Source organism: Campylobacter concisus (assembly GCF_003048905.1).
Lineage (GTDB): Bacteria > Campylobacterota > Campylobacteria > Campylobacterales > Campylobacteraceae > Campylobacter_A > Campylobacter_A concisus_V.
The window spans coordinates 507,560-530,037 of sequence record NZ_PIRO01000001.1 but is presented as its reverse complement, the minus strand read 5'-3'; the positions used below and the strand labels follow the sequence as shown (position 1 = coordinate 530,037).

The 22,478-nt window shown below is 37.0% G+C and carries 21 protein-coding genes and 1 tRNA gene; 17 read left to right on the top strand and 5 right to left on the bottom strand.

The genetic code is table 11. The annotated features are described in order from the left end of the window. Both accD and bamA read right to left on the bottom strand, forming a co-directional pair. Entirely contained in the window at nucleotides 1-915 is a 915-nt protein-coding gene (accD, locus tag CVS95_RS02665; RefSeq protein ID WP_107695928.1) for an acetyl-CoA carboxylase, carboxyltransferase subunit beta, read from the bottom strand. A 129-nt stretch (nucleotides 916-1,044) separates the two neighbouring features. Further along, entirely contained in the window at nucleotides 1,045-3,300 is a 2,256-nt protein-coding gene (bamA, locus tag CVS95_RS02660) for an outer membrane protein assembly factor BamA (protein WP_084108780.1), read from the bottom strand. 89 nt (nucleotides 3,301-3,389) lie between these two features. Here bamA and CVS95_RS02655 point away from each other — a divergent pair, with 89 nt between their 5' ends. The 12 genes from CVS95_RS02655 to ribD all read left to right on the top strand — a co-directional run bounded on the left by CVS95_RS02655 (nucleotide 3,390) and on the right by ribD (nucleotide 14,911). Then, entirely contained in the window at nucleotides 3,390-4,220 is an 831-nt protein-coding gene (locus tag CVS95_RS02655) for a prephenate dehydrogenase (RefSeq protein WP_084108777.1), read from the top strand. A gap of 63 nt (nucleotides 4,221-4,283) precedes the next feature. Next, a complete protein-coding gene (locus tag CVS95_RS02650) occupies nucleotides 4,284-5,654 on the top strand; it encodes a M23 family metallopeptidase (RefSeq protein ID WP_107695472.1) in 1,371 nt (456 codons plus the stop codon). 62 nt (nucleotides 5,655-5,716) lie between these two features. Continuing rightward, nucleotides 5,717-6,601 (top strand): UDP-3-O-acyl-N-acetylglucosamine deacetylase, encoded by an 885-nt coding sequence (lpxC, locus tag CVS95_RS02645; RefSeq protein WP_107695471.1) that lies wholly within the window; start codon nucleotides 5,717-5,719, stop codon nucleotides 6,599-6,601. 80 nt (nucleotides 6,602-6,681) lie between these two features. Then, on the top strand, nucleotides 6,682-7,044 hold the full coding sequence (locus CVS95_RS02640) for a glycoprotease (RefSeq protein ID WP_107695470.1): 363 nt from the start codon (nucleotides 6,682-6,684) through the stop codon (nucleotides 7,042-7,044). A gap of 8 nt (nucleotides 7,045-7,052) precedes the next feature. Next, nucleotides 7,053-7,937, top strand: coding sequence for a homoserine kinase (gene thrB, locus CVS95_RS02635; RefSeq protein WP_107695469.1), 885 nt, complete (start codon nucleotides 7,053-7,055; stop codon nucleotides 7,935-7,937). Between the two features lie 21 nt (nucleotides 7,938-7,958). Continuing rightward, entirely contained in the window at nucleotides 7,959-8,213 is a 255-nt protein-coding gene (locus tag CVS95_RS02630; protein WP_084108762.1) for a hypothetical protein, read from the top strand. Continuing rightward, entirely contained in the window at nucleotides 8,200-10,848 is a 2,649-nt protein-coding gene (gene infB / locus CVS95_RS02625) for a translation initiation factor IF-2 (protein ID WP_107695468.1), read from the top strand. Before CVS95_RS02630 ends, infB begins: the two co-directional genes overlap by 14 nt. After that, the gene (gene rbfA / locus CVS95_RS02620; RefSeq protein WP_004317240.1) at nucleotides 10,845-11,210 is read left to right on the top strand and encodes a 30S ribosome-binding factor RbfA; all 366 of its coding nucleotides are present in this window, start codon (nucleotides 10,845-10,847) and stop codon (nucleotides 11,208-11,210) included. The genes infB and rbfA overlap by 4 nt, the downstream gene beginning before the upstream one ends. After that, complete coding sequence (rimP, locus tag CVS95_RS02615) at nucleotides 11,203-11,619, top strand: ribosome maturation factor RimP (RefSeq protein WP_107695467.1); 417 nt, start codon at nucleotides 11,203-11,205, stop codon at nucleotides 11,617-11,619. Before rbfA ends, rimP begins: the two co-directional genes overlap by 8 nt. Before the next feature lies 1 nt (nucleotide 11,620). Then, on the top strand, nucleotides 11,621-13,270 hold the full coding sequence (locus tag CVS95_RS02610) for a formate--tetrahydrofolate ligase (protein WP_107695466.1): 1,650 nt from the start codon (nucleotides 11,621-11,623) through the stop codon (nucleotides 13,268-13,270). A gap of 12 nt (nucleotides 13,271-13,282) precedes the next feature. Next, a complete protein-coding gene (locus CVS95_RS02605) occupies nucleotides 13,283-13,834 on the top strand; it encodes a hypothetical protein (RefSeq protein ID WP_107695465.1) in 552 nt (183 codons plus the stop codon). Nucleotides 13,835-13,849: 15 nt separating this feature from the next. Then, nucleotides 13,850-14,911 (top strand): bifunctional diaminohydroxyphosphoribosylaminopyrimidine deaminase/5-amino-6-(5-phosphoribosylamino)uracil reductase RibD, encoded by a 1,062-nt coding sequence (gene ribD, locus CVS95_RS02600; RefSeq protein WP_107695464.1) that lies wholly within the window; start codon nucleotides 13,850-13,852, stop codon nucleotides 14,909-14,911. On the opposite strand, the gene CVS95_RS02595 is transcribed toward ribD, so the two are convergent. The 3 genes from CVS95_RS02595 to CVS95_RS02585 all read right to left on the bottom strand — a co-directional run bounded on the left by CVS95_RS02595 (nucleotide 14,908) and on the right by CVS95_RS02585 (nucleotide 16,260). Then, a complete protein-coding gene (locus CVS95_RS02595; protein ID WP_107695463.1) occupies nucleotides 14,908-15,771 on the bottom strand; it encodes a VIT1/CCC1 transporter family protein in 864 nt (287 codons plus the stop codon). The genes ribD and CVS95_RS02595 overlap by 4 nt on opposite strands. A 54-nt stretch (nucleotides 15,772-15,825) precedes the next feature. Further along, a tRNA-Leu gene (locus CVS95_RS02590) sits at nucleotides 15,826-15,910 on the bottom strand. A gap of 47 nt (nucleotides 15,911-15,957) precedes the next feature. Next, the gene (locus tag CVS95_RS02585; protein WP_004317263.1) at nucleotides 15,958-16,260 is read right to left on the bottom strand and encodes a F0F1 ATP synthase subunit C; all 303 of its coding nucleotides are present in this window, start codon (nucleotides 16,258-16,260) and stop codon (nucleotides 15,958-15,960) included. Nucleotides 16,261-16,465: 205 nt separating this feature from the next. On the opposite strand from CVS95_RS02585, the gene CVS95_RS02580 reads away from it, so the two are divergent. Genes CVS95_RS02580 through CVS95_RS02560 form a run of 5 tightly spaced genes read left to right on the top strand, consistent with a single transcriptional unit; the run spans nucleotide 16,466 to nucleotide 22,387 of the window. Then, nucleotides 16,466-17,812 (top strand): sodium-dependent transporter, encoded by a 1,347-nt coding sequence (locus tag CVS95_RS02580; protein ID WP_107695462.1) that lies wholly within the window; start codon nucleotides 16,466-16,468, stop codon nucleotides 17,810-17,812. Beyond that, nucleotides 17,809-19,140 carry a sodium-dependent transporter gene (locus tag CVS95_RS02575; RefSeq protein WP_107695461.1) on the top strand — a complete coding sequence of 444 codons (1,332 nt, stop codon included), beginning with the start codon at nucleotides 17,809-17,811 and terminating at the stop codon, nucleotides 19,138-19,140. Before CVS95_RS02580 ends, CVS95_RS02575 begins: the two co-directional genes overlap by 4 nt. Continuing rightward, nucleotides 19,140-20,480: a sodium-dependent transporter gene (locus CVS95_RS02570; RefSeq protein ID WP_021090462.1), complete on the top strand. Its 1,341-nt coding sequence runs from the start codon at nucleotides 19,140-19,142 to the stop codon at nucleotides 20,478-20,480. The genes CVS95_RS02575 and CVS95_RS02570 overlap by 1 nt, the downstream gene beginning before the upstream one ends. A 9-nt stretch (nucleotides 20,481-20,489) precedes the next feature. Continuing rightward, nucleotides 20,490-20,999: a TRAP transporter small permease subunit gene (locus CVS95_RS02565; RefSeq protein ID WP_021090735.1), complete on the top strand. Its 510-nt coding sequence runs from the start codon at nucleotides 20,490-20,492 to the stop codon at nucleotides 20,997-20,999. Continuing rightward, nucleotides 20,999-22,387, top strand: a complete 1,389-nt coding sequence (locus CVS95_RS02560; RefSeq protein ID WP_107695460.1) for a TRAP transporter large permease — start codon at nucleotides 20,999-21,001, stop codon at nucleotides 22,385-22,387. Before CVS95_RS02565 ends, CVS95_RS02560 begins: the two co-directional genes overlap by 1 nt. The last annotated feature ends 91 nt before the right edge of the window (nucleotides 22,388-22,478 follow it).

Here is a 22,478-nt window from a genome sequence, read left to right as displayed (position 1 = left end):
TTAGCCTTTGGTTTTTAGCTTTAGTTCAAAGTTGTTTTCACTCTCGTCTTGTTTATCTTTTTGATGCATTGTCTTGTTATTTGTGAGAAATTTAACCATATCGCTTATATATTTTTTATGTTCGCTTCTTGGCACGATAGCATCGATTAAGCCATGCTCTAATAAAAACTCAGCTCTTTGAAATCCCTCTGGTAAATCAGCACCAATGGTTTGTTTGATGACCCTTTGACCAGCAAAGCCTATTAAAGCGCCAGGTTCAGCGATTATTAGATCTCCAAGCCAAGCAAAAGAGGCACTAACGCCACCCATTGTCGGATCAGTAAGTATTGAGATATAAGGCAGCTTTGCTTCATCAAGTAGTTTTAAAGCAGCTGATGTCTTTGACATTTGCATCAAAGAAAATGTACTCTCTTGCATTCTAGCTCCACCTGAAGCACTCACTATGACTAAAGCTTGGCGTTTTTCTATCGCTCGTTTTATCGCTCTTACGATCTTTTCACCCTCAACTGAAGCTAGCGAACCACCCATGAAGCCAAAGTCAAAAACAACTAGCTGGATCTCTTGTCCATCGCATTTACCTTCGCCGCATATCACTGAGCTTGTGCGTCCTGTTTTTTCTTTATTTTCTGTGATCCTTTTTTTGTATGATTTTTTATCAACAAAATTTAATGGATCTACCGGTTTTAAATTCGCGTCAAATTCTACAAAGCTATCTTCATCACAGATCAAATTTATGCGATCAGTAGCTTTTAGTCTCATATGATAACCGCATTTTGGGCATACATTAAAACAAGCTTCAACTTCTTTGTAGTACATCAGTGAGTGACAATTATCGCATTTTACCCAGTGCGTAGGTGCTTCTTCTGGACGAGGTTGAGCTTTTCTTATCTTTGAAAAAATGTCTGAGAAATTCATATTTTTACCCACTTATATTAAAAATTGTGGGATTATATCTAATGTTTGCCTTGCTTTTTCTTATATGACTTAAAGTTTGTTTATTTGTAGAGGTTTGAAGGGGCAAGTTGGCCCCCTTAAAGTATCTTATTAGAAGCGTCTTCCAATAGTAAATTCAAATGTGTTTGTATCATCACCCTCTTTAGGTTTAAGAGCTTTTGCAAAGATTAGTTGAAGTGGTCCAATAGGTGTTATCCACTCGATACCTGTACCAACTGATGATCTTTTTATCTCATTTAGACTATTTTCACCGATCATGCCATAGTCGTAAAATACAACGCCACGCATTTTGACACGATCTATTATAGGGAAGCTTATTTCAGCTGAATTATTAAACGAAGTTTCGCCGCCGTATTCGTAGTAGTCGCCATTATATTTTACCTTTGGAGATACGGTTCTGCTCTCGTAACCACGTAAGCTTCTTATACCACCAAGGTAAAGTCTTTCGTTGATCGGAGTATATCCTCTTTCCCAAATTTTGCCAAAGCTTGCTTTGTATCTTAAGATAAGATCGTAGTCGATGTACTCTCTAAGACCTAGGTAATAGTTAAAATTTGTGCGATTTTTGATAAAGTCTATATCGCCACCAAGCCCAGCTATCTCAAATGATGTACTAGCTATGATGCCACGTCTTGGCAAGTAATAATCATCAGTGCTATTATATGTTAAAGCTGGAGTTATGGCGCTTTTTATGGCTTTACCTTCTCTATAAATTTCTTTTTTGGTTTTTGTGTTGATATCTCTTAACTCATCATCTTTTAAGGTAATTTTGCTTTGCTCAATGTTGTAAGTAAGTGATGCACTTAAATTTCTAGTTAGTTTTCTACCTAGTGTTGTGCTAAAGCCATAGCTTCTCTCTTTATATGTTCTCCAGTCATAGTCATTTGCATAAAGTGTTCCGCCAAGGCTATACTCTGAGTCGAAAATTCTTGGGTTTGTAAGACTTATCTGACCTGAAAGCTCTCTGTCACTTTTATCTACGCTTACTTGTCCTTGAAGACCAGAGCCAAAGATATTTGTGTCAGAAAGTGCAGCGTTTAGTAGTAGTCCATCGCTGCTGCCGTATCCGATACCACCGCTTATCGAGCCAGTTGAGGCTTCTTTTACTTTTACCTTTAGATCAACTGTATTTTTATCAACCGGATCTTCTTCTATCTCAACGTCATCAAAGTAGCTTGTTCTTTTTAGTGCATCTTTTGAGTCTTGAAGGTCGGTTCTGCTATATAAATTTCCTTCAGTTAGATAAAGTTCACGTCTTACAACGCGGTCAACGGTCCTATCGTTTCCTGAAATTTGAACATTTCTTATATATACTTTTTCACCAGGATCGACTTCGTAGTCAATATCGACAGTTTTATTTTCATCAAATTTATCAGTCTTTGGATAGACTTTTACAAATGCATAACCTTTATCAGCAACCATATCATCGAGCTTTTTCATATCTTGGCGAAGTCTTGCTGAGTTCATCGTATCACCAGCCTCAAGCCTAAAGTCATCTATGATCTTTTTAGTATCAAGCTCTAGCTCTTCAGGTGCTGTAATACTTACATTTGAAACCTTATAAGGCTCACCTTCATGAACATAATAAGTAAGATCAGCCGTGTAATTATCAAACGATGAATTTAAATAAGGTGACGAAATAGTCGCGTCTAAATAGCCTTTTTGGAAATATTTGTCTTGGATCCTTGCTGGGTCATTTTCAAGCTCAAAAAGTTTAACTTTACCATCATTTCTGCCCCAAAGCCAGCCCATAAATTCTCTACTTTTATTTGCAACTACTGGCTCAATGTCGTCATAATCAAACTCTTTTGCACCGACTAAATTTACATTTTTGATTATCATATTTTCGCCGCGGTTTATGTTAAGTGTTATAAAAAGTGAGCTGTCGTTATCTGCAACTGGTTGTTTTTCTACGTCTACAACGGTATCAAAATAACCCTTTGACTCATAATACTGACGAATTCTCTCTTTAGTTTTTTCTATTGTAAGCTCATCATACATATTGCCTGGTTTGATGTTGATTAGCGACTCGATCGCAGTTTTATCATTTGTTACGACGCCTTTTAGATCGACTCTCGCAACACTTGGCTTCTCTTTTACAGCTACTAAAAGATTGCCATTGCCTGTATCTTCTATGTAGATATCGTCGAAATAATTTTGTTTGTATAAATTTGTGATCGCCTTATCGCTAAGCTTTGGAGTCAAATCCTGACCGACTTTTAGGCCCATTATTTGGCTTGCTACTTCAGGCGAAAGGTGAATTAGTCCTTTAAAATTTATTGACTGGATTGTTTGTGCGCTTAGGCCGCTGAAAGCTAATGCTAATAAAAATAATTTCTTTTTCATTAAATTTAACCTAGAGTTTTAGTATAAATGCGTATAATATCATATTTTATTTTTAATAAATTTAAATTTTATAATTTTGAAGGTTTTTTATGAAAATAGGTATCATCGGACTTGGTCTTATGGGTGGTTCACTTGGGCTAGCATTAAAAGATGAAAAATTAATTTCTTGTGTTAGCGGATATGACAAAGATGAAAATCATAGCAAAAAGGCCTTAGAACTTGGCTTGGTGCATGAAATTTTAAGCATTGACGAGATGAAAAAGAAGTGTGATATCATCTTTTTGGCTGTGCCAGTCGAGGCTATCGTGAGCATCGTGCAAAATTTAACTGATATCAGCGAAGATACAACTATCATTGATTTTGGCTCAACTAAACAAAAGATAATAGAAGCTGTGCCAGAAAAAATTCGTAAAAATTTCATTCCGGCTCATCCAATGGCAGGTACTGAGTATTCTGGTCCAGAGGCTGCCTTTAAATCACTTTACACAGGGGCAACTGTTATTGTTTGTGACTTTGCTGAGAGCGCAGAAAAACATGTAAAAAGAAGCGTGGAGTTATTTTCTTGCCTTGGCATGAAGATCATTTTTATGAGTGCGAAAGAACATGATCATCACGTGGGTCTTATTTCGCATTTGCCTCATGCGATTGCATTTTCTCTTGCGAGTGGGATTTTAAAAGAAGAGGATAAAAGGCATATTGTGGCACTAGGTGGACCTACATTTAAGGGCATGATACGTGTCGCAAAGAGTTCGCCTTTTATGTGGAGCGATATCTTTAAGCAAAATAAAAATAATGTTGTTGAAGCTATAAATATGTTTGAAAAAGAGCTAAATTTGTGCAAAGATCTCATCAAAGATGAACGCTGGGACGAACTTTTTGCCTGGATGAGCGACGCTAGGGCTGTAAGAGAAATTTTATAGTTAACTAAAAATTTATTGATTTATATGTAGAATTTCGTAAATAAAATTTTAAGGTAATAATGTATGAATAGACGTGGAGTTGGCGGATTTGGTATTGTTGTGCTTTTGCTAATTTTAATCTTAGCCGGTGGTTTTGGCTATGCTTTGATGTCAAAAGATTTTGAGCGAAATGAGCCGATAATTGGTGTTGCTGATAAGGTTTACTGGAATCTTAGAACCCCAATGAATATCAAATTTAAAGACGATAGTGGTATAAAATTTGTACGAATTAGTATGAATGATGGAAAAAATGATCTAAATTTATTAAATCAAATCATACAAACCCCAAGTACCGAGCTTGATGTAAATTTAACCTTTCCAAAGACTGGCTTTTTTGCTCAAAAAGATACTTATGAGATGAATATTGAGGCTGTGGATACCAGTAAATGGAGCTTTTTTACTGGCAACAAAGCTAGCAAAAAGGTTGAAGTAGTGCTTGATACTTCAAAACCTGATCTTTACGTGCTTTCGCAGTCTTATTCTATCTCAAAAGGTGGTAGCGCTGTTGTGGTCTTTAGAGCAACTGATAATCAGCTAAAAGAGGTCTATGTGCAGACAAATTTTGGTAAGAAATTTAAGGCCGTTCCATTTTATAAAGAGGGCTTTTATGCAGCACTTGTTGCTTGGCCAGTTCAGGTTGAAAATTTTAGTGCTGAGGTCATTGCAAGAGACTTTGCAGGCAATGAAAGCAAGTCACATGTCAGATATTTTTACGAAAATGTAAAGTATAAAACTTCAACTATTGCATTAAACGATAGATTTTTAGATGGCAAAATAGTCGATCTAACTGATCAATATGCAAAAGATCCAAGCGCGCTTTCAAGGCTTGAGAAAATGAGATTTGTCAATGAAACGCTTAGAAATTCAAACGAAGAAAAAATAACAGCACTTACTACAAATCCTGGTGATGAGATGTTAACTGGCTTTAGTGTGACACCATTTTATCCACTAAGAAATGGTAAAAAAGTGGCTGACTTCGCCGATCACCGATACTATACATATAATAACGAGCAAGTAAGCGAATCATGGCATATGGGAATAGACTTTGCAAGTGTGGCTGCAGCTCCTATAATAGCTAGCAATGCCGGTCGTGTTGTGCTAGCATCTGAAAATGGAATTTATGGATTAAATATTGTGATCGATCATGGATTTGGGCTTTATTCGCTTTATGGACACTGCTCAAGTTCTAGGGTAAAAGAGGGCGATATGGTCGCTGCTGGCGATCAGATAGGCACTACTGGAACTAGCGGCCTTGCACTTGGAGATCACCTTCACTTTGGAATTTTGGTCCAAGGCGAAGAGGTGAGACCACAACAATGGATGGACAAAAAGTGGATAAAAGACAATATAACAAGTGTTTTAGATGCTGCAAAAGCGATGATAGACAAGAACTAAAAAATTTGCAAAATTGATTTTTTAGTGCTATCATAAGCGCATTAAAAATATAAGGAAAATTATTGAAACAAACTACTATCGCAAGACGCGTTGAGACTGTTGGTATAGGGCTTCATAAAGGCGAGCCGATAAGACTTATACTAGAACCTCTTGATGCAAATTCTGGCATTATTTTGCACCGCGAAGATCTTGGTATTAGTTTTAAAGCCGAACCTAAAAATGTGATAAATACGCAGATGGCAACCGTTGTTGGCAACGAAAAGGGCTTTATTAGTACGATTGAGCATCTAATGTCAGCCATAAATGGTTATGGTATTGATAATATTAGAATCTCTGTTGATGCAAATGAAATTCCAGTCATGGATGGTAGTGCAATAAGCTTTTGTATGCTACTTGATGAAGCTGGTATAAGATATCTTGATGCTGGCAAAAAAGTAATTCTTATTAGACGTGAAGTTGAAGTCGTTGAGGGTTCTAAATTTGTACGAACTTCACCTTCAAGAAGTCCAAAATTTGACTATACGATAAAATTTGATCATCCAGTTATTGGTGAACAAAGATATGTTTTTGATTTTAGTAAAAGCTCTTTTATAAAAAATATAGCTCGTGCTAGGACTTTTGGCTTTTTGAAAGACTTACAACGTTTACAAGCTCAAAATTTAGCTCTTGGTGCATCGCTTGATAATGCCGTAGCAATCGATGATACGCATATCCTAAATCCAGAAGGTTTGAGATTTGAGAATGAGTTTGTAAGGCACAAAATTTTAGATGCGATTGGTGATTTAAGCTTGCTTGGAGCGCCTTTATTGGGCGATTATACAGCATTTGCTGGAAGTCACGATCTAAATCACAAATTAACTCTTGCTTTGATGGCCGATGAGAAAAACTACGAGATCGCAACTCTAAATGGTGAACTTCTAAAAGAGTATCAAAAGGTATTTGCATAGAAAATATTGAAATTTTAGTTGTCTCTTTATCTACTCCGCTTTTAGTTGGAGTATATAAAGACGGCGTAAAATTTGATGAAATTACGACTGATGAACATGTCAGTGAAGCTTTGATAAAAATCTTAGAAAATTTATCCTCTAAATTTAATATCACAAAAATTATCTATGCAAATACGCCAGGAAGCTTTATGGGGTTAAAGGTGGCCTATGTCATCTTAAAAACATTTTCTTTGGCGAAAGGATGCAAATTTTACGCCGTTAGTGGATTTAGCTTAAATGGAGGCCAAGCGATCAGAGCAAATAAAAATTTAAGCTTTGTTTTAAAAGATGGCAAAATTTTACTTGAAAAAGTAGAGCCAGTAGGATTTAGGTTGCCTTTAAATTTAGATGAATTAAAACTAAATTCAGATACACTTCCAGATTATATCATTCAAGCAGTTTAGGAGAAATTTTGAATATCTTAGTCCCTGCAACAAGTGCAAATTTAGGTCCTGGTTTTGATGCTTTGGGGCTTAGTTTGAAGCTTTTTAATAGTGTGAAAATCGAGCTAGCAAAATTTAGCTCAATGTCGATAAACGGCGAAGGCAGTGGAAGTGTAAATTTAAAGAGAAATAATATATTCTTAAGTATTTTTAATGAAATTTTTTTTGAGCTAACTGGTAAAAATGAAAATTTTAGAGTCGTTTTTGAAAATAATATCCCATTTTCAAGGGGACTTGGCAGTAGCTCCGCTGTTATCGTTGGAGCCATTGCTTCAGCGTACGAAATGGCTGGCTTTAAGGCAAGTAAAGATACAGTTTTAAATAAAGCTATCATCTATGAAACCCATCCTGATAATATCTCGCCAGCAGTTCACGGTGGATTTATCAGCGCAATCGTAAAAAATGGTAATGTTTACGCAAACAAAATAAATTTAAGTGACGAGATAAAAGCAGTAGTTGTCATCCCAAATAAGCCAATGAGTACATCCTCGTCAAGACAAATTTTACCAAAAAACTATACTATGAAAGAGTGTGTAAATAACTTATCTCATGCCGCTTTTTTAACGTCTTGTTTTTATGAAAAAAAGTATGATCTCTTAAAAGTAGCAAGCAAAGATTTGATGCATGAAGAGCGTAGAATGCACGCTTTAGAAGAACTTTTTGAAGTTAGAAAAGTAGCTTATGAAAATGGCGCTTTAATGAGCACGCTTTCAGGCTCAGGTTCAAGTTTTTTAAATATCGCTTACAAAGATGACGCTAAAAATTTACAAGATATTTTAAAGAGTAAATTTAGTGATTTTAGGGTTGAGGTTTTTTCATTTGATAACGATGGATACGAAATTACGCAAAGCTAAAAACAAGTTTAAAAAGATATAATGAACAAAAATAATCCTGTAAGGACATGTGTCGCTTGTAAAATTAAAATTTCTCAGAGCTTGCTAAAAAGATACCGCTTGGTAGGTAAAAATTTAGAGCATGGCAAAGGAAATGGTCGTAGCTTTTATCTGTGCGACAAATGTATACAAAAAGATATAAAAATTTTAAAAAAAATAATTGATAAACAAACTAAAGGTGCTTTTATTTGTGATGCACCGAAGTTAAAGGAGATACTCTTAAATGAGCAATGTTAGGATTTCAGAGATCGCAAACGAGCTTGGCTATCCAAGTAAAGAGATAGTAGAAAAAGCTCAAGAGTTAGGATTAAAAGTCAAAACTCACTCAAATGCAGTTAGCCTTGAAGAGGCCGAAGCTATATATGAATATGTTCAAACTGGCGTGATACCAGATAAATTTAAAAAGAAAAAGAGTGAACCTAAACCAAAAAAAGAGTCTAAAAAAGAAGTAGAAAAAGAGTCAGTAAAAAAAGAAGAAAAACAAAAGAGTGAACCTAAAAAAACTACTACTAAAACTGAGTCAAAGTCGGTAAAAGCTGAGCCTAAGAAAGAGGCACAAATTTTAGAAGAAAAACAAAAAATTGAGCCTAAAAAAGAAGAAATAAAAGTAGAGCAAAAACAAGTCGAAGCTCCAAGGCCAAAAGAGAGTTTGGCTGATGTGACTCAAAAAAGACGTGGCCTTGTGATAGTAAAAAAGAAAAAAGATTATGAAACGCCAATTACTACAAAAGAAGAGAAAAAGCCTGAACCAAGCATAGCTAATATAAGCGATTTTAAAAGTATGTTTTCAGCAAATGATGAAAATTTAGCTAAGAAAAAGAAAAAAGATAAAAAAGTAGTTGTTGCAAGTAAAAAAGATAGCGCCCAGAAGATGGATCTACTTGGCGGAAGTGACTTTGGTGACATAGTGCTAGAAGATGAAGATGTAGTTGTTCTTCCTGATTTTAGTTTTAAAACCCCAACACCAACGCCAGCTCAAAAGACAAAACAGCCAAATGTTATGAGAACTACGGTCAACAATACGATAAATTCATTTGGCGAAGGCGGCATTCAAAGAAGAGCTAGAAAAAAACACAAAAAGCCTGAAAATAAACAAAACAATGAAGCTGTGACATCTATAAATATTCCAAAAGAAATTCGTGTTTATGAATTTGCTGAAAAGCTAAACAAACAGCCAAGCGAGATTATTGGTAAGCTTTTCATGCTAGGTATGATGACAACTAAAAATGACTTTTTGGATGAAGATGCGATCGAAATTTTGGCTGATGAGTTTAATGTAGAGGTTAATATCATCGACGATCAAAAAGAATTTGACTACGTAGCAGCATATGAAGAAGAGATAAAAGACGATGAAAATCTCCAGCCAAGAGCACCAGTCATAACCATCATGGGTCACGTCGATCACGGTAAAACTTCATTGCTTGATTACATAAGAAAATCACGTGTAGCAGCAGGAGAGGCTGGTGGTATCACTCAGCATGTCGGTGCTTACATGGTAAACAAAAACGGCAAAAATATCACATTTATCGACACTCCAGGTCACGAAGCGTTTACTGCTATGCGCGCAAGGGGTGCTGGGGTAACTGATATAGTTATTATAGTTGTTGCAGCAGATGATGGCGTAAAACCACAAACAAAAGAGGCTGTCAGCCACGCAAAAGCTGCTGGTGTACCAATAATCATCGCGATAAACAAAATGGATAAAGAGTCAGCAAATCCTGACCTGGTAAAGACTGGTCTTGCTGAGCTTGATATCATGCCAACAGAGTGGGGCGGAAAGTATGAATTTGTGCCAATCTCTGCAAAAACAGGCATGGGCATAGATGATTTGCTTGAGATCGTACTTTTACAAGCTGATCTTTTAGAGCTAAAAGCAAATCCAAAGGCAAACGCAAAAGCAACTGTTATCGAGAGTTCACTTCAAAAAGGCCGTGGCCCAGTAGCTACTATTATCGTTGAAAATGGCACGCTTCATGTTGGAGATACTGTCGTAGCTGGTGTCGCATATGGAAAGATAAGAAGCTTGCTTGATGATCAAGGTAAGCCTTTGCAAGATATAAAACCAGGCGAATGTGGTGTGATAGTAGGTCTTAGCGAAATAGCAGAGGCTGGCGAGACGCTAATAGGCGTAAAAACTGATAAAGAAGCTCGTGAGTACGCGCAGAAAAAGGCTGAATATATCCGCCAAAAAGAGCTTAGCAAGAGCACAAAGGTTAGTATCGATGAGCTTAGCGCTAAGATCGCCGAGGGCGAGCTAAAAACACTTCCAGTCATCATTAAAGCTGACGTTGGCGGCTCACTTGAAGCGTTAAAAGCAAGCCTAGAAAAACTAGCAAATGACGAGATCAGGGTAAATGTCATCCACTCAGGTGTTGGCGGCATCACGCAAAGCGATGTAGCACTTGCTAGTGCGAGCGAAGACTGTATAATCCTTGGTTTTAATATAAGACCGACTGGCGAGATAAAAGAAAAGGCAAAAGAGAGCGGCGTTGAGATTAAAACTTACAACGTTATTTATAATCTAATCGACGACGTGAAGGCGATTTTAGGTGGATTAATGTCACCGATAATTAGAGAAGAGCAGCTTGGTCAAGCACAGGTTCGCCAAGTGATCCACGTGCCAAAAGTTGGCACTATCGCTGGATGTATCGTCACTGAGGGTACGATAAACAGAGGGGCAAAAATTCGCCTTATTAGAGAAGGTGTGGTCGTTTATGAGGGCTTAGTAAGCTCACTAAAACGCTTCAAAGATGATGTCAAAGAGGTTGCTAAAGGCTACGAGTGTGGCGTTGGCATCGAAAATTTCAACGACATTAGAGAAAATGACTACATCGAAAGTTTCAAAGAAGTCAAGGAGAAAGCTACTCTATGAACGCTAACGAAATAAAGCGTATGAGAACAGAGAGTGTGCTAAAAGAGCTCATACCAGAGGCTCTAGCCACTCTTGAAGATAGCATTTTAAAGGGACTTTGCGTCACTGATGTCGAGTGTAAAAAGGGCAGATACGACGCCTTTGTCTATCTTGACAAGATGATGTTTGATGAGCGCGAGCAAGAGTATATTTTGGGGCATTTAAAGCGCGTTTGTAGGCACTTGCAAAACCACTGCATGGCGGCTGAGGGCTGGTATAGATGTCCAAATTTTCACTTTAAATTTGACGATAGATTAGAGTATCAAAACCATATGGATAAGTTGTTTGATAAAATTTCAAAGGATTTAAACAAAAATGGATAATTTAGACAAACTAGTACGCGAATGCGGCGTCGAGCTTTACGACAGCGAGATCGCAAATGAAAATGGCAGGGCTATTTTTAGAGTTTATATCACAAAAGATGGCGGAGTGAGCCTTGATGATTGCGAAAAAGTTAGCCGTCTGCTTTCGCCTATCTTTGACGTGACACCGCCAGTTAGCGGGGATTATAACCTTGAGGTTAGCTCGCCTGGCCTTGAGAGAAAGCTTAGTAAGCCTTCACACTTTAAAGCGAGCGTTGGTGAGCTTGTAAAAGTTCAAACCGAAGCTGAGAAATTTGCAGGAAGGCTCGTAAAAGCGGACGAAGAGAGCGTCGCAGTAGAAAACGAAGAGGGAATTTTTGAGATCAACATCAGTGAGATAAAAAAAGCAAAAACATATTTGGAGTGGTAAAATGCTAAGCGACATCGAGATAACTCACCAAACGAAACTTGAACACATCAGTAAAGTTGCCGCAAAACTAGGCTTAAACGAAGACGAGCTTGAGCTTTACGGTAAATTTAAGGCCAAAATTTCCCCTAGACTTGAGCCATCAAACTCAAAGCTTATCTTAGTCACCGCGACTAATCCAACCCCATACGGCGAGGGCAAAACGACTATGTCGATCGGTCTAGCCGACGCACTAAATTTACTTAATAAAAAGGTTTGCCTAGCACTTCGTGAGCCATCTTTGGGACCAGTTTTTGGCATAAAGGGTGGAGCAGCAGGTGGTGGCTACTCGCAGCTTGCACCTATGGAGGATCTAAATTTACACTTCACTGGCGATTTTCACGCTATAACATCGGCAAATAACCTCATTTCTGCCATGATAGATAATAGTCTCTATCAAGAAAACCCACTAAAAATCGAGAAAATTTTATGGAAGCGCTGTATGGATATGAACGACCGCGCGCTTAGATTTATCACTGTGGGTCAGGGCGGCAGAACGGACGGCGTGCCAAGAGAAGATGGCTTTAACATCACCGCCGCAAGCGAGATCATGGCTGTGCTTTGTCTAGCCACAAGCTTATCAGATCTAAAAGAGCGCGTGGCAAACATTATGGTCGCCTATGATAGCGATAAAAAGCCTATCTATGTGCGTGATCTAGGTTGCCAAGACGCTGTTTGCATACTTTTAAAAGATGCGATCAAGCCAAATTTATTTCAAACACTAGAGCACACACCTACACTCGTGCATGGCGGCCCATTTGCAAACATCGCACACGGCTGCAACTCGGTCATCGCAACAAAAACAGCTCTAAATTTAGCTGACTACGTCATCACTGAAGCTGGCTTTGGCTCAGAGCTTGGCGCGGAGAAATTTTTAGATATAAAATGCAGGGTTGCTGAGATTAAACCAAGCGCTGTGGTGCTTGTAAGCACGATCAGATCGCTAAAATATAACGGCGAAGCAAATAAAGACGAGATCACAAAACCAGATATGAATGCCCTTAAAAAAGGTATCGAAAATCTTGGCGGCCACATCGAAAATTTAAAAGTCAAATTTGGTCAAAACGTGGTTGTGGCGCTTAATAAATTTGGCTTTGACACCGATGAAGAGATAAATTTCGTAAAAGAGTATTGCCGTGAGCTTGGCGTAGAAGTGGCTGTTTGTGAGAATTTCTTAAAAGGTGGCAAAGGTGCGCTTGAGCTTGCCGAGCTAGTTTTAAAAGCGTGCGATAAGCCAAGCAAGATAAATTTCACATACGAGATGAGCGACGATACGAAAACTAAAATAGAAAAGGTCGCTAATGAAATTTATGGAGCTGGCGAGGTGGTCTTTGAAGAGGCCGCTCTTAAAAAGCTTGAAATGATAAAAGAGCTAAATTTGAGCCATTTACCAGTTTGTATCGCAAAAACTCAGTACTCGTTTAGCGACGATGCGAAGCTTTTGGGTAGAGCAAAGGGCTTTACATTTAGCGTAAAAGACCTTGACATTAGAACGGGAGCTGGCTTTATCGTTGCAGTCTGCGGTAAGATCATGTTAATGCCAGGACTTCCAAAAGTGCCAGCTGCGGTCAATATGAGGATAGACGCAGAGGGCAAGATCGACGGCTTATCGTAAATTTGGAGAAATATGAAATTTGTAAAAATACTCTTTTTAATAGTTTTAAGTGTTTTCTTCGTTGGATGTGGGGGAAGATATAAATATAATGTTGAGCCAACGCCGATACAAAAAGGCGTGGCTAAATATATTGTTAGTGATTTTAACCTAACATTGACGAGTCAACCAACTAGATACGAGCACAACACTAACTATAAAAATGAAAGCGAGCTTCGTGATGAGTTTGTGGAATTTATAAACAAACATCTAAAAGAGCAGGGTATTTTAGGGGACGAAAATAGCTTCAAGATAAAAATACAAATGGATTATGAAAGATGGTTTAACTGGGGTGGCAAGGCGTTAAACAAGCCACACTTTCGCTATAGCGTGAAAATTTATGATAACACTGATAGGCTTTTGGTCTCTTACGCTATACCAGTTTCTACAACGAAATATAGCTATTTTAAAGAGATCTCTGTTTTGGCAGAGATTGCTGCTTTTAGGTGGGACGCAGAGGATGAGCCGACCGATATCGACTTGATCTCAAAAACTCTTGTTGATGAGATAAAAGATATAGGAAAATAAATATAGTCTGCTAAGATGAACGACGAATTTTACATGGATCTTGCTTTAAGCGAGGCTTGGAAATTTCAAATATTAACCTATCCAAATCCAGCCGTTGGATGCCTTATCCTTGATGAAAATGGCAAAATTTTATCTTGCAAGGCTCATGAAAAGGCTGGATATTTGCACGCTGAGCTAACGGCGATACTCTTTGCACTTTGCAAAAAAAGTGAAAAATTTAAAGATGATTTTATAAAAGCATATAATGCTAAATTTGGCTCTAATATCAAAGAGGGCGAATTTGGCCTTTTAGAGCCAAAATTTACCTATGAATTTATACTAAAAAACCACTCAAATTTACTAAAAAATGCAAAAGCTTACGTCACACTTGAGCCTTGCTCGCATCATGGTAAAACGCCACCTTGCGCAAATTTGCTAAAAGAGCTTGGCTTTAGTGAGGTCATAATTGGCAGCTACGATGAAAATAAAATCGCAAGCGGTGGTGGTAATTTGCTTAAAAGCGCTGGTATAAAAGTTAAATTTGGCGTTTTAAAAGAGCGTTGTGATAAGCTACTTGAGCCATTTTTGGCCTATCAAAATGGTGGCTTTAGTTTTTTAAAAATCGCAATTAGTAAAAATGGCGTGGCAAGTGGCGGCATCATCACAAATGAGCTTAGCCGCACGCATGTCCATAAACTAAGAAGCGTCATAGATACGCTAGTGATCGGCGGCAACACAGTACGAGTTGATCGCCCAAAGCTTGATAGTAGGCTAGTAAGTGGCGGCAAAAATCCAGATGTCATAATCTACTCAAGAAGTGATAAATTTGATAAGACGATACCACTTTTTAGCGTTCCAGGTCGTAAAGTCAGCATTCAAAAAGAGCTTAGCTTAAAAGGACTTAGCATGTTTGAAGGCGCTGGTGAGTTTTTAAAACTTGCAAAAGATGGCAAGCTAGCAAACGTGAAATGGCTACTTATATATCAAAGTTCAAATTTCAAAAATGGTAAAAACTTGAGCCTTAATCTAAATTTAAAACCACTATTTAGTAGAAATTTTGGAGACGATAGCTACACCTGGTATGAAATTTTGGATTAAATATCTAAGCCAAAATAGTGCTTGACTAAAAAGCCAATACCAAATGAAATGACCGCAACACCAAAAGTTATTACACACATTTCAATCACTCTTGGCAAAAATTTAAGCTCTTTTGCCACGCTTATGTAAAAGTTGTAAGTGATAATGGCAACAAAGGCAAAGAAAAACATCGACAAGACAGCGTAAACACCACTTGAAAAGATGAAAAATGGAAGTATCAAAAACGCCGTTGTTATGATGTACGAACCACCTGTGTATAGCGAATAGGTAAGCGGTTTGATCTCGTCGCTTGGATTTTCTTTTGACTCGAGATAGGCTGACCCTGCCATGGAAAGTGCAGCTGCAATGCCCATGATAAGGCCCGTTGCACCAACTGATTTTGTATTTGAAAAAGCTAGAGCGATGCCACTTAGTGTGCCAGTTAACTCAACTAATGCGTCATTCATACCAAGAACAATGCCGCCGGCATTTACGAGCTTTGTGTCTTTTAGCATAGAGATTAAATTATTTTCATGATTTACTTCTTCATTATAAATATCTTTAGCTTCAGGATACTCATCAACGATATCAAGATAAAATTGCTCTGCGTCTTCTTCACGTGATTCCATAAATTTTAAAGTAAAAGATGTACCAAAAATTTTAACAAGTATCGTATAGAAGATGACTTTGAATAAATTTGCAGTTCTGCTCTCACCTGTTATCTTTTGGCAAAAAGCATAATGTCGTTTTTCTTCAGTGATTAATTTACGAAGTATTTTTTTATTTTCTTCATTTTTTTCACTAGCTTCAAGTAACGTATATATAGCGGTATCATCTGCTTCGTTTTGCAGCTGTTTTAAAGCACGTTTTTTATCTAGCATAAATTCCCCTTTTTAAATTTTGTAAGATTTTGGATTTTGAAGTATAAGATTAGATGGTGCGATCAGCGAGACTCGAACTCGCACACCTAGTGGCACTACCCCCTCAAGATAGCGTGTCTACCAATTCCACCATGATCGCAAAAAGAATAAAAGCCCCCAAAGAGGGGCTAAAATTAAGCTTTACGCTTAGCCAAGCATTGGGTTTGCGTAAAGAACGATAAGTGTAATAACAAGTGCGTAGATAACTTGTGCTTCGATCATCGCAAGAGCGATAAACATTGTAGTCATAAGTTTGCTACCAACGCCTGGGTTTCTAGCTGTTCCACTAATTGTTGCAGCAGCTGTGTTACCCATACCAATAGCGCCACCAAGAGCTGCAAGACCAAGGCCAATACCACCAGCTATAACTGAATATGATCTAATCATCTCACCGTCAGCGCCAAATGCGAACGCAGCAAGACCAAGAATTAAAAACACGATCTTTTTCATCGTTACTCCTTTAAAATTTTAAAGCTCTTTCGGATCTGTCCCCTACTTAAACTTTATGAACCGTAATATTACAAAAACAAAACTTTGTTTCAAATAAAAACACTAAAAATTTAAATTGCCCATAAAAAATTCTTGGCTTAGAAAAATAAAAGTTTTTTTATGTTATCTTTGAAAAAATTAATTTATTCTTAATCTCAGGCAATCAATGATAAATGAAAAATTTTCAAAAATAGGCTTTGTTCTTGCTATGGCAGGATCGGCTGTTGGACTTGGTAATGCATGGAAATTTCCAACAATGGTAGGAAACAATGGTGGCTCAGCGTTTATAATTTTATATTTACTTCTCACGTTTGCTATTGCTTTTGTAGCGTTTTTAGCGGAGCTTAGCATTGGTAAGCTTGGTGAGAGTGACGTTGTAAGCTCCATTTATAAACTTGCTCCAAAGCATAAAAAAATATGGTCTCTTTCAGGCTTTTTTATGATAGGAGCGATACTTATTGCTTCGTTTTATATGGTTGTCATTGGCTGGATATTAAAGTATATTTATCTTAGCTTTTCGCCACTTTTAAGCAATCAAGAAGAGGCAGTCCAGCAGTTTAATACACTTTTGGCAAATGATCTAACCAGTGCCGTGCTTTGCTTTAGTCTAGTCTTTTTAATGGTATTTTTTGCTGTTTCAAAAGGTGTGAAAAGTGGCATTGAAAAGCTAAATATCTGGATGATGCCGGGTCTTTTTATACTGCTTGTTTGTATACTTTTTTATGCAATTAGCATGGGTGATGGCTTTATTAAGGCGGCTAAATTTTTATTTGTACCAAATTTTAGCGCGATCACACCAGATGTGATTTTACAGGCTCTTGGACTTGCGTTTTTTTCGCTATCTATGGGCGTTGGCGTCATACCAACATATGCTGCAAATTTACCAGAGCGTACAAATTTAATAAAATCAACACTTTCTATCATTTTTATAAATATATTAATAGGCATTATGATGGGACTTGTGGTCTTTACATTTATATTTGCTTATGGAGCTGATAGTACGGCAAGTGGACCAGGGCTTATTTTTATCTCACTTGTTACGCTTTTTGCAAAGCTTGGGATAGTTGGCAATGTTATGGCTATCGCATTTTTTGTTTCACTTTTATTTGCTGGTGTTACAAGTGCTGTTTCGATGATAGAACCATTTGCTTATTATTTGGTTAGAAAATTTGAAATTTCACGCAAAATGGCTCTTGTTTATATTGGAATTTTTGTCTATATTTTAGGCCTTTTTTGTATTTTTTCATATTATGCGCAGACGGCTAATATCTTTAGTATATTTGGCAAGCCAGTCTTTGATGCGCTTGATTTTCTTACTTCAAATATAATGATGCCAATAGGTGCCATAATTTTTAGCTTTTTTGTAGGCTACAAGCTCAAAAAAGAGAGCCTATATCTACTCTTTGGCGAATTTATGGGAAAAGTATTTTTTGAAATTTGGTACTTTACTCTAAGATACATCGTGCCAATTGCAATTTGTGCCATCATGATCTATCAAATAGCAGGTAAATGATGGATAGATTTAGTAAAGTTGGTTTTGTTCTTTCTATCATTGGAGCGGCTATTGGCCTTGGTAATGCATGGAAATTTCCATATATGGTCGGTAGTAACGGCGGTTCAGCATTTATTCTTATATATCTATTTTTTGCTTTTGTCGTCGGCCTTAGTATATTTTTTGCTGAGATGGCAATGGGCAAAATTTCACGCCTTGATACGGTTGGGGCATTTAAGAATCTAGCTACAAAGGGGGCAAATTCTTGGAAATTTGCTGGTGTTGTGATGGTGACGGGTTTATTCATCGCATCTTTTTATACGCTCATTATCGGTTGGGTTTTAAAATACGTTATCTTAAGTCTTGGCGAGCTTCCAAAAGATATGGCAAGCTCAGAAGCACTTTTTGTAAATTTTACTTCAAAGGGCATAGAGGAGCAAATTTTATACTTTAGCATTGCTTTTTTTGCCTACTTTTTTATCTTGACAAAAGGTGTTAAAAGTGGCATAGAACGCATAAATGTCTATCTTATACCAGCTTTATTTATTCTGCTTTTACTGATGCTTGGCTACTCTTTTGGTATGAATGGTTTTGATGAGGCGGCTAAATTTTTACTAGTACCTGATTTTTCGAAGATAGATCAAGGCGCTATCTTAAATGCTCTTGGGTTAGCTTTTTTTACGATGTGTATTGGCATTGGCTGCATTTTAACTTACTCATCAAGCCTAGGCAATGATACAAATTTATTCACTTCATCACTTTATGTAGTCTTTGCAAATATAATTATTAGCGTAATTATAGGGCTTATAGTTTTTACATTCACCTATGAATTTGGCTCAGAGCCATCAAAGGGTGCAGGGTTAGCATTTATCTCGCTTCCAACGCTTTTTGCAAAGCTTGGTTTGCTTGGAAATTTCTTAGCTTTTGCATTTTTTACATCTTTATTTTTTGCTGGTATAACATCGGTTATTTCACTAGTTGAACCATTTATATTTTTCTTAAATAAAAGCTTGGGACTTAGTAGAAATAGATCAATTATTATTGTTGGTGCCGTAGTTTATCTTTTGGGAATTTTATGCGCATTAAGCGGTATTGGCGATTTTAAGGAGTCACTTACATTTTTTGGTAAGAGCTTTTTTGATTTGCTTGATTATATTAGCTCAAACATTATGCTACCACTTGGTGGCATTATATTTGCCCTTTTTGTTGGGTACTTTATGAAATTTGAGCTTTTAAAAGAGCTATTCTTGCCTTATATGGGTAAGGTTGTTTTTAAAATTTGGTATTTTTTAATAAGGTTTGTGGCACCAGTTTTAGTTTTTGTGGTGCTAGTAAGGGAGATTGCATAATGGCAAAAGAACAGTTTTCTAAAATAGGTTATGTTTTAGCAGTTGCAGGGTCAGCTGTTGGACTTGGCAATGCATGGAAATTTCCATATATGGTTGGTGAAAATGGTGGATCAGCATTTGTTATTTTATATCTTTTGATAACGTTTTTAGTTGGCATACCTATCTTTATGGCAGAGCTAAGTATTGGCAAACTTAGTGAGAGCGATAGTGTAAATGCCTTTAGAAAGTTGGCGAATAAAAATAAAAATTTATGGCAACTGGTTGGAATTTTAGCTATGGTAACCGCAGCTATAATCTCATCTTATTATATTGTGATCATCGGTTGGGTCTTTAAGTATTTCACCCTATCTTTTACCGGTCTTCCAAACGATATAGAAAGTTCAAAAGTAATATTTAACGAGCTTCTTACGCATGGTCTTGGCGAGCAGACGCTTTATTTTGTTATTGCATTTGTAGCTTGCTTTTTCATCCTTTCAAAAGGCGTGAAAAGTGGCATTGAAAAGCTAAATGTTTGGATGATGCCAAGCCTATTTATCATGGTTTTAATCATGCTTATCTTTTCTATGACGATGAATGGCTTTACAAAATCTGCTGAGTTTTTACTTGTTCCTGACTTTAGCAAAATTTCATTTAATTCGCTTTTGCTTGCCCTTGGACTTGCTTTTTGGACACTATCTCTTGGTATGGCAGCGATCATTACATATTCAGCTAGCTTAAGTGATGATACAAATTTAGCCACTTCTACGCTAAGTATCGTTTTTATAAACATCGTCTTAGCCATCATGATGGGTCTTGTTATCTTTACATTTATATTTGAATTTGGCGCAGAGCCGTCTCAAGGACCAGGACTTGTCTTTATCTCGCTTCCAACGCTCTTTGCTAAGCTTGGTGTGATAGGTCAAATTTTAGCTGTAGCATTTTTTGCTGCACTTATCTTTGCTGGCATTACTTCAGCTATCTCTATCGTAGAGCCGTTTGTATTTTTCTTGATCAGAGAGTATGGCATTAGCAGGATAAAAGCTCTTAGTATAGTTGGAGCTGGTGTTTTTGTTTTAGGATTTTTATGTCTTTTATCAAATATAGAAAATGTTGGCGACAAATTTATGCTCTTTGGTAAAAATTTCTTTGATTTTCTTGACTTTACCGCTTCAAATGTCCTGCTTCCAATTAGTGGCATTGGTGGAGCGATATTTGTTGGATATTTTATGAAAAGAGAGGCACTTTATGTGCTATTTAGTCCATATATGAGCGACTTTGTATTTAGTGCATGGTATTTTTTATTAAGATATGTGGCGCCAGTTTGCGTATTTATCATAATGATAAATAAATTGTTTTTTTAAGGGTTGTTTATGCAAAAAGTTGAGAAATTTTTTGATAAGGTCGGCGACATAGTCGGCTATATTTGCATGTTTATTATGGCTTTGATGATAATAGACGTCTTTTTTAACGTTGTGGCAAGATATTTTTTCTCTTATGGAAATGTCGCATTTCAGGAGCTTGAGTGGCATTTTTTTGCTGTAATATTTTTGCTTGGCATGAGCTATGCATTAAAAGAAGATGCGCACGTTAGAGTTGATATCTTTTATGCTAAATTTTCACCAAAAAATAAAGCTCTTGTAAATATGATAGGAACTGTTATTTTTGTAATTCCATTTGCACTTTTGGTTTCAAATTTATCGTTTGAATTTGTGAGTGATGCTTATACTTCAGCTGAAGCTAGTGCAGATCCAGGCGGTCTTACTCACAGATGGATCATAAAAGCACTTATTCCTTTTTCTTTTTATCTGCTTGTATTTTTTGCGATTGGCTTTTTTATAAGAAATTTTAATCTTTACAAAAAAGCTAAAAAGGGGGAATAATGGCTGGTTTGATAATGTTTATAGCCGCACTTTTGATGTTAGGTATTGGCTTTCCAGTAGCCTTTACCTTTGGTGCGGTTTCGATGATATTTGGCATGATTGGTAGTATTGTTGAGAGCATTGGAGACGGAGACGGACTACTTGGAAGCATCGAAGTTTTCAAAGATATGTTTAACTTCATGCCTTATAGAATTTTCTCTATCATGGAGAGTAGAATTTTTATAGCAGTTCCACTTTTTGTATTTATGGGTGTCGTGCTTCAAAAGTCAAAACTAGCCGAGAGGCTGCTTGAGAGCATGGGTATGCTTTTTGGAGAAATTCGCGGAGGTATTGCTATTAGTACTATCTTGGTTGGAGCACTTCTTGCAGCTTCAACCGGCGTTGTTGGTGCAAGTGTCGTTGCAATGGGCGTTATAAGCTTGCCTGTCATGCTAAAGTATAAATACGACCAAGCGCTAGGTTGTGGCACTATATGTGCCGCTGGTACGCTTGGACAGATCATTCCACCTTCTATCGTGCTGATTATTTTGGGTGATATATTTTCAGTGCCAGTTGGTGAGCTTTTTCATCAAGCCATCATCCCAGGATTCACGCTAGTAGCAGTTTATATCATTTATATTTTGATTGTTGCTTATTTGAAACCAGATACTGCACCGGTAGTAAAAGATGAGAGCGGTGTTAGTAAATTTAAGCAGATTATGAGAGCACTAATCGCTATCTTTCCACCGCTTTTACTTGTTATTTGTGTATTGGGCTCTATATTTGCAGGTATCGCTACACCAACTGAAAGTTCAGCTTTTGGCTGTGTTGGAGCCATTATTTTAGCTATTTTTTATAGGACATTTTCATTTTCTATGATAAAAGAGGCATTGGCAGAAAGCGTAAAAACTACAGCACTTGTCTTTGCCATACTTGTTGGTGCGACAGCCTTTTCTATGGTATTTAGTTATACTGGTGGAGATGAGATTGTTGAAAAATTTATGACAAATTTACCAGGCGAGAAGTGGGGCTTTATTATTTTTAGTATGGTTGTCATCTTTGTGCTTGGCTTTTTTATCGACTTTGTTGAAATTTCATATATCGTGCTTCCTATCTTGGTGCCAATAGCTGCAAAGCTTGGTATAAATCCAATTTATCTAGCAATCTTAGTTGCTATGAATTTACAAACTTCATTTTTGACGCCGCCATTTGGATTTAGCTTATTTTTCCTAAGATCAGTCGCACCAGCTGAGATAAAAACGACTGCTATTTATAAAGGTGTTGTGCCTTATATTTTTATTCAGCTTGCTGTACTTGTATTTTTCTGCGTCTTTCTAATGGAATTAAAGCCAATGCTTGATGCGAGCCACGGCGGATTATTAAACTTCTTACTCTCACTTTTTAAATGATATAAAAGTTTTTGGTTGTAAAATACCAAAAAACAAGCAAAATGGCTAATTTGAGTTTCTAACCAATTTAGCCATTTTCTATGAATTCTTT